We start from the raw sequence: 16,431 nt of genomic DNA, 5'->3' as shown, positions 1-16,431 counted from the left end.
AGGCGCTCGTCTTCTGTGAACTGAATCACTTGACAGTAACAAGCAGGAGGAGTAACCTTATCTTGCAGGTTCGCATGCCGGGCAAGTAAGGCATAATGAGCGTACCGGGAGTACCTTTCGTTCTGGACCAGCGAGGCCTATCTGGCCCAACAAGGGAGGAGCCTGGCAATGATACGCCAGGGCCAGCGACTTGGCAATTACCGTCTGATACGTCTGCTAGGCAGCGGATCATATGGGGCAGTCTTCCTGGCTGAGCACCTCTACTTGAGAACCCAGGTTGCTATCAAGGTTCTTACCCAGCTCCTGAGAGAAGAGGATGAGCAGGCTTTTTTGAAGGAAGCCCAGATTCTGGCTAGCCTGCGCCACCAACACATTGTACCCGTACATGAGTTTGCCATCGAGCGTGGTCAGCCCTATCTGGTCATGGACTATCTGCCGGGGGGGACCCTCCTCGACAGGCATCCGCGCGGTTCGCATCTCTCTCTTGCTACAGTCGTCAGCTATGTTTACCAGCTGGCAGGTGCTCTGCAATATGCCCACGATCGCAATATTGTCCATCGAGACGTCAAGCCGGCCAATATCCTCCTTGGGAGAGAAGGGCTGCTCTTAAGCGATTTCGGGATTGCCCTACCGCTATTAGGGAAGGATGGCATGCCGGCTGGAGAGTCTGCTCTGGTTGGCACATTGCCCTATATGGCCCCCGAGCAATGCCGTGGTCAACCAACTTTTGCCAGCGATCAGTATGCCCTGGCTATCATCGCCTATGAGCTATTATGTGGTGTGCGACCTTTCCAGGGCCGAGGCCCTGAGCTGATCGGCCAGCACCTCTCTCAAGAGCCACCGCCGCTGCGCAAGCACGATCCTTCACTGCCAGAGTCAGTCGACCGCGTGATTCGTCGCGCCCTTGCCAAGAAGGTGGAGGAGCGCTATCCGGCCATCATCCTCTTCGCGCGCGCCCTGGGCAGGGCTGCCAGTGAGGCCCTGCCGGATTCGGTGACCGAGCGCAGCCTGACCTTGCACCCAGACGAGGAATATCCTGTTGTGCGGCCTGTCGACAGTGAGCGCAACTGGCGCGTGATTCTCGCTATTGGGGACGAGCAATCTCCTGCCAGCCAGCACCTGCAGCAAGCGCTGCACGAGCGTGGCCTGACTGTGATCATGGCGCGAAGCTGCGAGCAAGGTGGCGAGCTGGCACTCAGACAGGCGATGCGAGCGGCTCAGCTCTTGCTGGTGGGACTTACCACTCAGGATCAGACACTGCCTGTGTCCGAGCAGCTTCTGCAAATGGCCCATCTGTATCGACGTCCAGTACGCTATCTCCTCGTGGGAGCGGCACCCTCAACTGGGAGCACCTGGCAGCTGGCCGAGGCTGTGCCTCCAGCCCTCTTCAGCGATGGGAGCGGCCTCCGCTATCGGCAAGCTCTGGATGAGATTATTCGCCAGATTGAAGGCGAGCAGTGGGGAAGACAAAGTCAGCAAAAAGAGACAATTTCTATTGAAAGGATAGAGACGCGCAATCCTTACAAAGGACTGCGGGCCTTTACCCAAGACGATCAAGGCGATTTCTTTGGACGTGAACGGCTTATCCAGGAGCTGCTGTCGCGGCTCATTACTCTGCTGGGCAGGGAACCGTCTCAGTCCTCTGCTGCCCGTCTGCTGGCGCTCATCGGTGGTGTTGGGGTCGGCAAATCGAGCCTCCTCATGGCCGGTCTGCTTCCCCGGCTGCAAGCGGGGGCGCTGCCAGGCAGTCAAAACTGGCGCTATCTGGCCGTTTTCAGGCCAGCCTATCGGCCATTAGAGGCGCTGGCCGAAGTGCTGGCCGCCGGCGGAAGCCAGCAAGAGAAGGAGGCGATTCACACCGCCCTTGTCCAGGGAGATAGTACTGCCCTACACCGTCTGGCCCTGACCCTGGCCCCTGATCATCCCTACGTTGTTCTGGTGATTGACCAGTTTGAAGAATTATTCGCCCCCGAAGTCACCGAAACTGAGCGGCGGCGCTTCATTGAGCTGATCGCCGCAGCGGTCTCTGTCCCTTACGGCAAGCTGATCCTCCTCCTCACCCTGCGAGCCGATTGTTACGATCGTCCTTTGGCCTATCCTGCCCTGGCGCAGCTCTTGCAGGGACCAGCGCATTGCCCGATAGGCCCCATGACTCTCGACGAGCTGCGGGCCGTCATCGAGCAGCCAGCTCTGCTGCCCGACGTCCAGCTAGTCTTCGATGAGGACCTGGTAGCTGATTTGCTGCTGGATATTCGCGAGCAGCCAGGCGCTCTGCCTCTGCTTGAATTCACCCTTGACCAGCTCTTTCAGCAGCGGCGTGGGAACCGTCTCACGCGGCGTGCCTATGAGGCCATTGGAGGGGTACGCGGGGCCCTGGCACGCCATGCCGAGGCCACCTATGCCGCGCTTCCCAGCGATCAGCATCGCTTCCTGGCGCGTCAGCTCTTCCTGCGCTTGATTCAGCCAGGGCGCGAGGGCCAGGCGCCTCTGCGTCGTCAGGCTCGCCAAAGTGAATTTGCCCTGATAGACGAGCAGCAGACCCGTCTGATGCAAGAGACGTGTGATGCCTTTGTAGCGGCACGCTTGCTGACGATTGAGCGTCGCGCAGGAGAAGTGACGTTAGAGGTCAGCCATGAGGCCCTGCTGCAGGAATGGCCGCGACTGGTTGACTGGGTGCGTCAGGCTGGAGAAGATCTTCCTCTCCAACAGAGGGTCAGTGCTGATGTGCAGGAATGGTGGCGGCGTGGCAAGCCACGGGACCGTCTCTATCGGGGCACGCAGCTCAAGGAGGCTTTGCGCTGGCAGGAACGTACCCCTGTCAGTGCCCGAGAGGCGGCTTTCCTCCGAGCCAGTCAGCGGGCCCGCACGCTGGCGCTGGTCAGGCTGGCGCTGGTTGTCCTCCTCATTTTGGGGCTCCTCATTCCGGCTGGCTGGCTACTCTATCAACAGGTAGCCCCCTTGCAGGTGACCTCGCTCCAGGATGATGGGCCGGGTTCGCTACGGCAGGTCATTGCCGAGGCGAAGCCTGGCCAGACCATCAGCGTGCAGCCCGGACTGACCGGCGTTCTCTCTCTCACGCACAATCTTGACATTGGTAAAAACCTCACGATTCGTGGCCCGGGGGCTGCCAGGCTCACCATCAGCGGCCAGCCTGGCCTTGAGGCCAGCTATGCCATTCGTATTCTGGCTCGGACCAGCGTTACTTTCAGCGACCTTAGCTTCAGCGAGAGACAGCCGAGTCCAGGCGATTTCTTTCTCAATCAGGGGAAGCTAACCTTACAGCGCTGCCGCATTGCGCAGATTACCATCCCGCCGCTCAGTGACAGCGGCAACTCCGGCAACTCAGATCTGGCTGGAGGCAGTGCCATTGACAATGGCCAGCAAGGGGAACTGACGCTACAGCAGAGCATCATTACTCATATCCAGGCTAGTGGGCAGGCTGCCCATGCCGCCGCCATTCTCAACAATGGGGGGAAGGCGACCGTCAGCGCCAGCCAGATCACAGATAATAGCGTCAATGACACCGGTCGTGGTGGGAACGATGCCGCGGGAGGGGTCATCGTGAGTCTCAAAGGCACTCTGACCCTGACTGATAGCGTGGTCTCTGGCAATCAAGTCAACAGCCTGGAAAATGCCTATGGCGGTGGAATTTTTGCCCTCAATAGCACCGTTCAGATCACTAACACGCGACTGGTGAACAACAGCATCATCGCAGCCCTGCAGGGGGCGGGTGCGGGGCTGCAGGCCTCGGGAAGCCAGGTGACCCTGAAGAATACCCTGGTCGCAGGCAACAGTGTAAAAGCTCACTTTGCGATTGGGGGTGGTCTCGTCTTGTCAGGGGGAGCGAGTGGAAAGCTCACCCTTATAGGGAGCACCGTGACTGGCAACCGCGTCAGCACTCAGGATGACCTGGCTGTGGGGGGAGGTGTGCTTGCCGAGGGGATACTGGTGATCAACAACAGCACCATCAGTCAGAACGTCGCTGTCTCAACGACATCCTCCGGATCTGCCAGCGGCGGTGGCCTCGCTATTATGGGCAACCTGGTGATGACGGACAGCACCGTGGCGAATAACCAGGCCCAGTCTCTTGCCAGCGATGCTGAGGGAGGAGGGATCTTAGCTCTGTCCCCAACTTCTGGGGTAGGACTGCAAGAGACGAAGCTCTCGCTGGTCAATTCCACACTTTCCGAGAATAGTGCGCAGGGAAAACGGGGGAGCCTGGGGGGTGGCTTGCTCGTCGACGGGAGCAGTGCCCGTCTCGACTTCTGCACGATCTATGACAACCATGCCTCTGCCGGCGGCGGCCTGACTGTCGTCACAGAGAGCGGACACAGTAGGCAGGTGACCCTCTTGAACTCGCTGGTGGCCGCTAATACAGCCGATCAAGATCCCGATCTGGTGGGCCAGGTGACGAGCGGGGGCTATAACCTCATTCAGCGGGCCGCGGGAGCCACCTTTCTTGATCCCTCTAAACGCCACCATCTTGATCTTGTGGATACAGGCTCAACACCGCTTGCCATTGATCCACAGCTACGCGCCAACGGAGGGCCTACGCAGACCCATGCCTTGCTGGCAGGTAGTCCTGCGATCAACCGCATTCCCGCCGCCGACTGCGATGTGAAGACCGATCAGCGCGGCCTGCAACGACCCCAGCAGGGCGCTTGCGATATTGGCGCCTACGAATATAGTCCAACAACCCAGTGAGAGAGCCGCGTCGCGCCCTAGTACTTGCCTCTCCTCGCCAGGACTGTTATCCGCCCCAGCCATACCGGCCCGGCTTCCCCTGCGCCTTGCATCCGCTCTCTGCCTTCCCGCTCTTCAACTGCAGGAATCGCTGTCCCGCTGACCTTGATCATTTAGTTTGAATGTAGTATAGTTGGTAAGTGAGATAATTTGAATATCAAATTAAAGGCTGGTCGCTTTCGCATGCTGGCGCGCGGGGAGCGTTGGCGCGGCGGCCAGGCAAAGGAGGGAGGGTAATGAGCGGAGAGTCTGGTAGCATCGACCAGATGAGAGCTGTGACCATCTCACGTGAATATGGTAGTGGTGGAGGGGAGATTGCCAGAAGGCTGGCTGAGCGGCTGGGTTGGCATCTAGTGGATCACGAAGTGGTGGTACAGGTGGCGCGGGAGCTGGGAGTCAGTGAGGAGGAGGCAGCAGCGCGTGATGAGCATGTCGAGGGTCTCCTCTCACGTATCCTGACCAGCATGCAGGGAATTGCGCCGGCGGTTTATCCTGCCATCTATGATGAGAGCACACCAGTGGCCCTCTTTACCAACCCTGAAGAATATCGCGAAGCCGTCAATCGGGTCATCAGGGGGGCCTTTGCCGTCGGGCACGTCGTCATTGTCGGGCGCGGGGCTCAGGTGGTGCTGGGAGAACGGCGGGATGTCCTGCATGTGCGCATTGTGGCCTCGCTGGAGAGGCGTGTGCCCTATGTGATGCGCCGCGAGGGCCTGGATGAGCATGCAGCCCGCTCGCGTATCCAGAGCAAGGACCATGATCGAGAGCGCTATCTGCAGACTGAATATCGGCGGCATCCCGCCGATGCCCATCTCTATGACCTGGTAGTCAACACGGATGTGCTCGATCTGGATAGCGTCGTCGATCTGATCCTGCTGGCCCTGGAGCGCAAAGCGCGTCGTCTGCACCTACCGGAGCAGGAGCTTGGCCCAGGTGCGGGCCTGGCTCCTTACAGTGGGCGCCCCGGCGATTTGCGTCCTCCTTACGAGCGAGCCTCGGACAAAGCCTAGAGGGCGCTCTGTCAGCAGGCGGCCAGAGGGAAATGACAACGGCGCAGAGTGGCGCCAGCCCGGCGCCAGGGCCAGAGAGAGCGGGCCGGGCTGGCGCGCTCACCGTCCGTGGCCTGGAGCTGTCCCCGACCCGACACTGGCGGCCTTTTTCTCTGGTCATTGTATTCATAAAGTGAAATGTATTGTGTGAAGAGTAAGTAGAGCAGGAAGAAGGTGAGCGAGAGCGGTATGGCACGAAGTGAGGCATTACAGCAACAGGTCCAGGTAAGTGGAGAGCGACCTCAGCTTAGTCCCCATTACAAGTGGATTGCGCTATCGAACACCACGCTCGGCATGTTGATGGCCACCATCAACTCCAGCATCTTGCTGATTGCCCTCCCAGCGATTTTCACCGGCATCGGCATCAATCCGCTAGCGCCTGGGGAGACCAACTATTTCCTCTGGTTGCTACTGGGCTATATGGTTGTCACGGCCACGCTCCTGGTGACCCTTGGGCGCATCTCCGACATGTTCGGGCGTGTCCGCATGTACAACCTGGGGTTTGCCATCTTCACCCTGGGGAGCATTCTCCTCTTCTTGACGCCAGGCAAAGGTAACACAGCGGCCCTGGAGCTGATCATCTTCCGTCTCATCCAGGGTGTGGGTGGTGGTTTTCTCTTTGCCAATAGCACTGCCATTCTGACTGATGCCTTCCCGCCGCATCAGCGGGGCATGGCGATGGGTATCAACCAGATTGCCTCGATCCTTGGCTCCATCATAGGTCTGATCCTGGGCGGTATTCTGGCGACCATCAACTGGCGGGTAGTCTTCCTGGTCAGTGTGCCCTTTGGCCTCTTCGGAACCGTCTGGGCCTACTGGATGCTGCGCGAGACAGCGACCATTCGCGGCCACCAGAAGATTGACTGGCTGGGCAACATTACCTTTGCGCTGGGGCTGACCATCTTGCTGATTGGCATCACCTACGGTCTTGAACCATATGGCAATCAGCCGATGGGTTGGACCAATCCTCTGGTCATTCTGGCGATTGTGGTCGGGATCATTCTGTTGGTAGCCTTCGTCTTCGTCGAGCTGCACATCAGCGATCCCATGTTTCGCCTGGACCTCTTCAAGATCCGCATGTTCACTGCGGGCAACCTGAGTAGTCTGCTCGCCAGCATTGCGCGTGGCGGCCTGCAGTTCATGCTGATCATCTGGCTGCAGGGAATCTGGCTACCCCTTCACGGTTACAGCTTTGAGGAGACGCCACTGTGGGCTGGCATCTACATGCTGCCCCTCATGATCGGCTTCATCGCTTTCGGGCCGCTGAGTGGCTGGTTATCTGATCGCTTTGGGGCGCGTCTCTTCTCGACCCTGGGCATGGTCATCCAGGCCCTGGGTTTCCTGCTCCTGACGTTCCTGCCGGCGAACTTCAACTACCTCTGGTTTGCGCTCATTCTGCTGCTCATGGGGATTGGGCAAGGAATGTTTGCAGCTCCGAATACAACGGCCATTATGAATAGTGTGCCGGCGGACAGGCGTGGCGTTGCTTCTGGTATGCGTTCGACCTTCCAGAATTCAGCCACGGTCATGAGCATTGGCATCTTCTTTAGTGTAGTGACCATTGGTCTGGCCACGGCTCTCCCGCCAGCGCTTTCCTCGGGCCTGACGGCTGCCGGGGTGCCTGCGGCTGTGGCAGATACGATTGCCCATCTGCCGCCTACCTCGGCCCTCTTTGCGGCGTTCCTGGGCTACAACCCGATGGCCACGCTCTTGCCGGCTGCAGTCCTGCAGCATATTGCGCCGGCGCAGCGTGCCCACTTGCTCGGTAAGATGTTCTTCCCCAACCTCATTGCCTCGCCGTTCATGGTCGGTCTGCGGGCAGTCTTCTACCTCTCGCTCGTCCTCTGCCTGCTGGCTGCGGTGGCCTCGCTGCTGCGTGGCCGGCGTTATATTCATGAAGTTGAGGCCGGTGCGCTGGTCAGCGAGACCCAGCCAGTCGCTCCTTCCGGTGGGCGGGGAACCGACAAGTAGAGAGGTCTTCGTCAAGAACGACTGCGAGCGCGAGACGATTGCCATCGTCCGCGCTCGCTTTTCGTTTTGACGGCGTCCGGGAGGTTTATCTGCGTATCGCTGGTCACTAATCCTCGTTCAGGCGCAGTGTACGAGCTACGGTCAGGCGTGTCACCAGGTTGACAAGCAAGATCAGCGCCAGGACGCAGATGAGCACCAAAGCTGCCAGGAGGGCGAACAGGGCCGGTGGAAAAATGAGCTGAACGGTAGGGACGCGCTGCGAAACATAGAGGGCGGTACTACCGGAACTGCTACCGGAGCCACCGCTCGGAGCGCCAGTAAAGAGCAGCGCTGGCACCACCAGCCAGGCAAGTACGAAGCCGAAGACAGTTCCCAAGGCGATTGCCATCACGTAGATCAGCCCTTGTTCCCAGGCCAGTGTGGCTGCCAGCTGGCGGGTGCTGCTTCCCAAAGCGCGGAGCACGGCGAACTGCAGCAGGCGGCTACGAGCGCTTTGCCACGATGCCAGCAGATTCCCTACGAGAGCCAGCACGAGCGCTGCGGTTACCCCGAGCGTCAACAGGCCGAGGAGATCGAGATAGAGCGGCTCGTAGCGAAGCTCTTCTAACAACATGCGTCGATCATACACTTGTGTCAGCTCTAGATCGCTGTTGGCCAGCAGCAGGCGGAGATGCTGCAGATCAGAGGCTTTCTCGGAAGTGCGCAGCCAGACATAATTGAGCGGGAGCAAATCGCTGCCAGCGGCCAGGGCTGGCCCCTCAAAGATATCGGCGTAGGTCTGGTAGTCGACCAGGACGCCGCCGGCGGGAATGCCGTTGGCGACATTGCCCTGGGGGCTGGAGAGCACAGTAGGAATCGCCTGCACCTGCGCAACCACCAGAAAAGAGGTCTCGATGGGCGGCGAACCCGGCGTCGCCGTGACTGTGAGCACCAGGGTTGAGCCAATGGAGAGGTGCAACGACTGGGCCGCGGCTTCATCGATGATCGCAGGTACCAGGTGATGGGCTTCGCCCCAGCTGCGGCGAGCCTGCAAGAGCGCGATCAGCGTGGGCAGGGCGGGACCGGAGCCTTGGCGCGGCCAGAGCGCAGCCCGGGGAAACGTTGCGCTATCAACGGCACGCAGGCCAATGGGGAGCTGCAGAGAACCACCAGCGCTGGCGGTTGTGACAAAACCAAGGGAGGAAGCCTCTACCCCGGGCAGGTGCCGATAGGTGGCGGTCAAATCGGCCAGATCATCGAGCCGACCGGGGAAAGTCAGAGGACCGCTGAAGTCGGCCCCCACTGTGTAGGTTGAGACATCGATGGCGCGCTGCGTCTGCGAGCTGAGAAAAACGAGACTGAAGATGGCAAAGGCTGTGGCCAGGGCCAGCAAGAGGGTCATACGCACTGGCTGGCGCGGCGAGCGCGCCAGTTGGGCCACTGCCAGGAGTGGAGCAGCCCCGCGCCGTCTGGCTGCCAACCTGCTGGCCAGGGCCAACAACTGCGGTAAAAGACGTAAAAATATCAGAATAGCTGCCAGGAGCAGACAGACCCCACCGAGGAGTGAAAGCGGGGAGAGCAAGAGCAGGCGCAAGCGGGCATCGAGCACGTTGCTGTTCACAAAATAGAGCGAGAGACCGTAGCCTGCCAGCATCAGAAGTAAAAAGACGATGTCCAGATGAAAGCGGCGCCAGAGCGGACGATGCGTAGAGCGTGCCATTTCGCGGCGCAGACTGACGATATTCGTGCGGAGAGGGCGCCAGAGTGCTGTGAGCAAAGCCCCCAGGGCGGCCAGGGCGGTCAGCCCTACAGGCCAGCCCAGAGATGAGAGGAGCGCCGGCCAATCCTGGGCTACCAGGCTGAGCACGCTCGGGCCATCTGCAGGCAGCAGACAAACAGCCAGCAACTGCACCAGCAGCCCGGCACCGCCGAGGCCCACGAGCAGCGCGAGTATGCTCAACAGCAGACCCTGCCAGGCAAAAAGGGCGAAAACCTGGCTGCGGCTCAGGCCACGGCTGCGCAGCACGGCGATGGCCTCACTCTGGCGGTCGACCAGCAAATCGGCGATCATGCTCACAAAGAAGAGCAGCAGCGCCACGATGAGCACCAGCACTGCCGTGGCCGGAATGTTTACCAATCCAATTTGATCCTGATATTGCAGGAGTGTATTGGAAGGAAGAAGCACGGTTGTTCCCATGACAAACGGTTCCTGCGTCAGGGCGTCCGGGCTATCCTCAGCGCTGCGATTGGCCACATCGAGCTGCAGGCTATGCACACCGGAGGTGATGGCCGAGAGCTGATCTATCGTGATCTGAGCTGGCTGCAGCTCATAGAGCCAGCTGAGCACGGGCTGAGTTGTAAGCGTCGCAGGATTCTGCTCATGTTGCAGTTGCTGATAGAAACTATCGAGCACCGCCAGCAGTGTCGTGGTATCGGCCAATGCCGTATAATCTGCCCCCTCGCCATTGAGGCCCACGCCCTGGTGGTCGGCGCTGAGGAAAGTCTCCTGATGCCAGAAAGGATCTTCGTCCAGGCTGGTCCCGTGGTGCTGGTTCGAGAAGATGCCCGTGATGTGGAGCGTCAGCGTGCGGACGCGGCGCAAGTTGAAGGGGTCCACGCCAGTCGTCAGTCCTGGGAGATTGTAGACCAGCTGAATAGCCACTGTTTCGCCGACGTGGACCTGCCAGCGCTGGGCTTCCTGCTGGCTGAGGGCGATCGCCAGACTGGCCCCAGTGGTTGTCACCTGATGCCGTGCCTGATCCGCTGTCAGCGCCGGGGGCAGGTGGCCAGAGACGAGGGTCAGATGCTGAGCGGCCTGACTGATAGGCTGTGTAACAAGGGCCAGGTCATCGACTGCAGGATTCAGGCGCTGGCCATCGCGTGCGATCACCTTCTGCCAGGGAACATCGAGCGAGAGATGCAATGGCCCGACAAAGGGACCAAGATATTGATGGACATCCTGGTCAATGGAGCTGCTGATAGGAGTAAGTACAGCGGCATTGATCTGCTGGGTGGTCGCCTGCACGATCACCGTCCGATTTTGAGGGCTGGCCAGCAGGACCGCCCGCAGGCCCGCCGTCATAGCCAGCGTCGAGTAGAGTGGCCCGGAGGCTGCGAGGATGACCGCGGCCAATATGCCCAACCCTGCGACCAGCCACAGGCCGCGGCTACTCCGTGCACGCCACCAGGCCAGACGAAAGACAGAAGGGGCGGGGACGAGCCTGCCGCGTCGGGGTGGTCCTGCTGGTTGAGGCGAGGGTCTCTGTACAGGCGAGCTGCTCTCGGTGGTGGCCATCGGCTTCTACCTCCTCTCCTATGCTCTAGCTATCACCCCGGCTAGCGGAGGGTACCGTCTGAGATCTCAAGGACGCGGTCGGCCAGGGTCACGGCCTCGGGATCGTGGGTAGCCATCAGCAGACCGATGCCGCGTTCATGGGCTAGCTCGCGCAGTAACTGCATCATCGCGCGAGCCGTGGTCGTATCCAGATTGCCTGTTGGCTCATCTGCTACAAGCAGGCGTGGCTCATGCACCAAAGCCCGAGCCAGGGCCACCCGCTGCTGTTCTCCGCCGGATAGCTCAAGACCGCGATGGTGCAGCCGGTGGGCCAATCCCACGCGCTCCAGGGCCGCCTGGGCCCGCTGACGGCGCTCCCTGGGCTCCAGGTGCACCAATCGCAGCGGCACCTCGACATTCTCCTGAGCCGTCAACGATGGGAAGAGATGGGCGTTTTGGAAAACCATTCCAATGGCCTCCCGACGCAAGCGAGCGCGAGCCTGCTCATTCAGGCGGCGCAAGCGCTGTCCAAGCAGGATCACCTCCCCTTCGGTGGGGTCGTCGAGACCGACCAAAATATTGAGCAAGGTCGTCTTGCCTGAGCCGGAGCGTCCGCGCAGGACCACAAACTCCCCCGGCTCGATACGCAGTGTCACGCCGCGCAGCGCGTACACGACACTGTGCCCACTGCGAAACTCGCGCCAGACGTTGTAGGCTTCCACTACCGCTGGTGCCGGAGGCTGAAAAGCTCGTTCGCCGTACAGAGGGCGCTGATCAAAGCCAAGCTGCTCTTCCATCACCGTTGCTCCTCCCTTGACTCACTGCCGTTCGGGCCAACGGCAGGTTTCCCGTTGAGCAGGCTGCCAACGGGCCAGAGTTCCACGTGGTCGCTGGCAATCACCACCTCAGCGCGCCCGTGAAAAGGAATGCGCTCCAGGGCCTCTTTGGGAAGCTGGAGCCGTCCCACGCGATCGATCAGCACCGACTCACGGTGGGTCTCGCTGGGCAAGGCGATCACCGCGCTGGCGGTGGTCAGATGAGGGGGAACGCTGGCCAGGGGCGCCTCGCGGCGCACCGTCTCTGTGCTCGTGCGCCCATCGCGGATAGCGATCACCCGATCCACATTAGCGGCCAGGGCCGGATCGTGGGTCACCAGGACGATGGTCAGGCCCAGCTCCCGATTTAGGCGGCGCAGCAGTTGGAGAATCTCCCCCGCCGTCTGGGTATCTAGCTCCCCCGTCGGCTCGTCGGCCAGCAGGATCTGAGGCTGATTGGCAAGAGCCACTGCAATGGCCACCCGCTGCTGCTCTCCGCCCGAAATCTGGGCTGGCAAGCGTTGGGCTGCCGCTTCTAGACCGATCAAGTGGAGCAGCTCACGCGCTCGTCGGAGGCGCTCGCGGCGCCCAACCCCGCTTAAAAGCTGCGGCAGCTCGATGTTCTCCTGCAAGCTCAGCTCAGGCAGCAAATTGCGCCCGCTCTGTTGCCAGACGTGACCGACCACAAAGCGTCGGTAGAAGAGGCGCTGTCGCTCGTTGAGACGAGCCAGATCATAGCCTGCCACCAGACAGCGCCCGGCACTGGGACTATCGAGGCCGCCCAGAATATTCAGCAAGGTGGTTTTGCCCGAGCCAGAAACCCCCACCAGGGCCAGCATCTCACCGGGCTGGACCTCCAGATCCAGCCCCTGTAAGGCCACCACTTCCAGATCAGCCACCTTGTAAATCTTGACCAGATTATCACAAACAATGACCGCTGACGTCATACAAACTCCTTACCAGTACGACCTACTCTCCCTAATCCTCGCTGACACGGAGCACGTAGCTCACTGCCGGGTGCGAGACGGTGCGCGTCATCAGGGCTAAGGCGAGCACGAAGAGGACCAGCAGAAGCACAGGAATGGCAGGGAGCCAGGCGGGAATAGCGAGTTGCACAGGCGGCATGCTCTGCGCCACATAGAAGGCGCCGGACGAAGTTGCCGCTGGCGCATTGCCGCTAGTGGCAGTAAAAACCAGGGCCGGCACAGTCAGCCAGGAGAACAAGGCTCCAAACCCGATGCCGAGCAACAGGGCGAAGGCATAGATCAGGAGCTGCTCCCAGGCCAGCGTTGCGGCCAGTTGTCCAGGACTGCCCCCCAAGGCCCGCAGCACAGCAAAAGCCGTCAGGCGGCGGCGCACACTCAGCCAGGAAGCCGTCAGGCTTCCAAAAAGGGCCAGGAGCAGTGCGCTGCTGGCCCCAATCGTCAGCACCCCGACCAGGTCCAGATAGAGTGGAGCACGCAGCAGCTGGTCGCGGAGCGCGCGCCGATCGAGCAGCGGTGAGAGCGCCAGCGCTCCTGTCTGGCTGAGTTGTTGACGCAACGCGGCTAGCTGGTTTCCATCGTCCACGGTTCTCAGCCAGACATAATTCAGCGGGGCCTCTTGGGCGACAAACTCCTGCTGAAACTGATTCTGCAGCACCCTCACGTAGGTACCGTAGTCGACGAGCACGCCGCCATCAGGGACGTCATCACCCGGCGAGCCACTCGGCGACGATGAGGAGACGATGGTTGGAATAGCATCGACCGTGGCCACGTCGAGGAAGGCAAGCGAGAGTTGACCATCGCTGCTGCTCAGTGTAAAGGTCTTGTGTGGCTCAAGCTGCAACGAGCGTGCGGCATTGGCATCGACAATAGCAGGCACGACGTGAGTCATGACCGCGTCCCTCCCTGCGCTGACCAGCGACTGCATCAGCGTTGACAGAGGCACAGTCGAGTTTGCTCGCCTCCACTGGGCTGTCTGAGTGAACGTTGCAGCATCAACAGCGCGAAGGGCGATCGATACATCCTGGGTTCCGCCCCCTGAGAGGGTCGTCGCCAGACCTGGCGAGGCCGAGAGCACTCCTGGTAAGCGCCGATAGGCCGCTGTCAAGGTTGCCAGCTCCCTGGGGGTGTGAGGCTGTGTGAGCCGACCGCTGAGATCGGCACCCACCTGAAAGGAGCTGCTATCGTCGCTACGCTGAACCTGCGAGGCCAACAGCACCTGAGTGAAAAGCAGGCAGGCGATTGCCAGGGCCAGAAGGAGGGTCATGCGCAGGGACTGGCGGGGAGCGCGCGCCATTTGGACCAGAGCCAGGAGAGGAGCCAGGCCCCGGCGAGCTGCTGCCAGGCGCGCACCTGCAGTAAGAATGAGTGGGAAAAGGCGCAGGAGGAGCAGCAATGAGGCGAGAATCAACAAGAGTGCTCCCAGCAGAGTGAGCGGGGTCAGCAGGATCAGGCGGGTGTGGCCATCGAGCGCCTGTGAATTTGTCAGATAGAGCGCCATCCCATAGCCGGGGATCATCAGCAGCGCAGCCACCACATCAAGATGGAGGCGCTGCCAAAGCGGAATCTGGCTGGTGCGGGCGGCTTCACGGCGCAGGGCCAGCACATCGGAGCGTGTCGCGCGTCCGATCGTGATGGCCATTGTCAGCAGGCCCACCAATGCGGCAGCCAGCGCATAGCCGCTGAGCGAAAAGAGTGTCTCCAGCGGCTGGCTGATCAGTAACAGCTGCAAAAGCTGCTCGTTGCCTGGCAAAAGCACATGCGCCAGACTGAGTGCCAGGCCAAGGGCCAGCAGTGGACCACCAACCAGGGCCAGAAGCGTCAGCAGTAGTGCCTGAACCAGGAACATGCCAGCGACCTGCAGGCGGCTGGCGCCCCGGCTGCGTAAGATCGCCACGGCCTCGCTTTGGCGATCGATCAGCAGATCGGTTATAGTCGCGACAAAGAAGAGCACCAGGCCCATTACCAGCGCTACTAGAGAGAAAAGAGGGATCGTGAGCGTGCTCATCTGATCATAGAACTTCTGCAAAGCATCGCTGGGCAGATTCACCTGCAGATGCTCTATCAGAGGCGGGGTATTCAAGCCTGGGTTGTTGATGATATTACTTTCAACTTGATCGATATTGGTGAAAAGCAATCGGAGATCACCGATGCTGATCTTCTGAGGATCGATGCGGTAGAGCCAGGAGAGTGTGAAAGGCTCCTCCAAAACGAGGCCATGCGTCTGTTGCCCGAAGCGGTCGAAGAGGGCCAGCAGACTCTCAGTCGTTGTCAGAAACGTCGATTGCTGGCCCAGTTGTTGGCCGTTGCTCACTCCCCGGGGGGAAGTCGTAAAGGTGGCGCCCTGCCAGAACGACGGGTCGGGGTGGGGAGAGAAGACCCCCACCACGCGCAAAGTCACATTGTAGACGACGCGCTGGGTAGGAATCTGCACGTAAGCAAACTGTGCGATAAAGGTCGAGCCGGGCCGGGCCTTCAGCTGGCTGGCTTCCTGCGAAGAGAGAGCGATCTCCAGGATATCCGTTGAAGAGGAAGGTAGCGTTGCCTGGGGAAAGCGGCCTGCCAGCAAGGAAGCGTGAGCGGTCAGGTTGGCTGCCGGTTCGGTGACCAGCTGGACCTCGCTGCCGCTAATCGTCTGAGTGTCTGCATTCACCAGCGGTACAAGGGGCGTGGCGATGGAGAGATTGGCATCGCTCAGATAGCTTCCGAGCAAGCGTCGAAACTCCTGATCGAGCAGAGCAGAAGCGTGGCTGAGTCCAGAGGCGGAGAGCTGCTCTGCGTTGCTCTCTACCACAATATCGGCGCTTTGGGGCTGAGAGCGAAAAGCGTCTTGCAGGCCGAGGGAGAGTGTCAAGGCAGAGTAGAGAGGCACAGTGCAGAGAATGGTGACCGCTGCCAGCAGTCCGAGAGCTGTCAACGAAAGCAGGCCCCAGGTGCGGCGTAGGCGCCAGAACGCCAGCCTGACAAACGAGTGCGAAGCAACCTCCCCGCCGTTGTTAACGGTAGGGGACGGACTGGCGGAACGAAAAGCGGGTAGAAAGCGAGCCATGTTCTTTCCTTCCCGGTGCGGTGCTAGACAGCAGGTGATCCACATTCTGGCGTGACGGTTGGCGGTGGCTCCCGCGTCCCTGGGTTGAGGGATGGCAGGCGAGCGTGACCAGGCACCTGTTTCCACGAAGAAAGGAGTAAGAGGTAGCGGGAGCAATAGGCTGTCCTGAAGACATGTGGATACCCGGCTGTCTCTCTATAGAGAAAAACGAATAAATAGGCTCGAAGTCGCAGAGATCTGTCGCTGAGGGGAGAGAGCGGGTGGTGGAAGAACAGGGTGCGTGTCTGTCTGTCTGTCTGTCTGTCCGCCTGCCTGCCGGGCAGGAGATGCTGCTGGAGCCTGCCACTCCTGTCTCGGCGTGTAGAAGGGCTGGTGAGTGCCAGCAACCTATTCAAATTTTTTTGCCAATGGATAAGCAACCGTTAGGTTAACACCACCTGCGCAGCTCACTGTAGCCCGATCCATTCCGTTGTCTGGCGGCTGGAGGGGCTGGGAGAAGGGGATCAGGCCCGCAACTCAATGGGTTGCTTTGTCCCGGTCAAGTTTGATAAACTAACGACCGGTAGGG

7 protein-coding genes are annotated in these 16,431 nt (G+C 60.5%); 3 read left to right on the top strand and 4 right to left on the bottom strand.

Translation table 11 applies throughout. The annotated features are described in order from the left end of the window. The first annotated feature begins 168 nt into the window (after positions 1-168). The 3 genes from BGC09_RS02465 (at position 169) to BGC09_RS02455 (ending at position 7,763) form a co-directional block, all read left to right on the top strand. On the top strand, positions 169-4,704 hold the full coding sequence (locus BGC09_RS02465) for an nSTAND1 domain-containing NTPase (protein WP_069801744.1): 4,536 nt from the start codon (positions 169-171) through the stop codon (positions 4,702-4,704). Between the two features lie 275 nt (positions 4,705-4,979). Beyond that, a complete protein-coding gene (locus tag BGC09_RS02460; protein ID WP_069801741.1) occupies positions 4,980-5,753 on the top strand; it encodes a cytidylate kinase-like family protein in 774 nt (257 codons plus the stop codon). 228 nt (positions 5,754-5,981) lie between these two features. Continuing rightward, positions 5,982-7,763 (top strand): MFS transporter, encoded by a 1,782-nt coding sequence (locus tag BGC09_RS02455; RefSeq protein WP_084657857.1) that lies wholly within the window; start codon positions 5,982-5,984, stop codon positions 7,761-7,763. A gap of 106 nt (positions 7,764-7,869) precedes the next feature. On the opposite strand, the gene BGC09_RS02450 is transcribed toward BGC09_RS02455, so the two are convergent. From BGC09_RS02450 to BGC09_RS02435, 4 genes are read right to left on the bottom strand one after another with little or no spacing between them, the layout of a single operon-like run. Beyond that, positions 7,870-11,037 carry an FtsX-like permease family protein gene (locus tag BGC09_RS02450; RefSeq protein WP_069801739.1) on the bottom strand — a complete coding sequence of 1,056 codons (3,168 nt, stop codon included), beginning with the start codon at positions 11,035-11,037 and terminating at the stop codon, positions 7,870-7,872. Positions 11,038-11,078: 41 nt separating this feature from the next. Next, positions 11,079-11,813, bottom strand: coding sequence for an ABC transporter ATP-binding protein (locus BGC09_RS02445; RefSeq protein ID WP_084657856.1), 735 nt, complete (start codon positions 11,811-11,813; stop codon positions 11,079-11,081). After that, positions 11,813-12,778 (bottom strand): ABC transporter ATP-binding protein, encoded by a 966-nt coding sequence (locus tag BGC09_RS02440; protein ID WP_069801737.1) that lies wholly within the window; start codon positions 12,776-12,778, stop codon positions 11,813-11,815. The genes BGC09_RS02445 and BGC09_RS02440 overlap by 1 nt, the downstream gene beginning before the upstream one ends. Before the next feature lie 31 nt (positions 12,779-12,809). Then, entirely contained in the window at positions 12,810-15,863 is a 3,054-nt protein-coding gene (locus tag BGC09_RS02435) for an FtsX-like permease family protein (protein ID WP_069801735.1), read from the bottom strand. Between the last annotated feature and the right edge of the window lie 568 nt (positions 15,864-16,431).

This window comes from Thermogemmatispora onikobensis (assembly GCF_001748285.1).
GTDB lineage: Bacteria > Chloroflexota > Ktedonobacteria > Ktedonobacterales > Ktedonobacteraceae > Thermogemmatispora > Thermogemmatispora onikobensis.
Note: the sequence above shows the minus strand (reverse complement) of the source record. Positions and strands in the feature narration are given on the sequence as shown.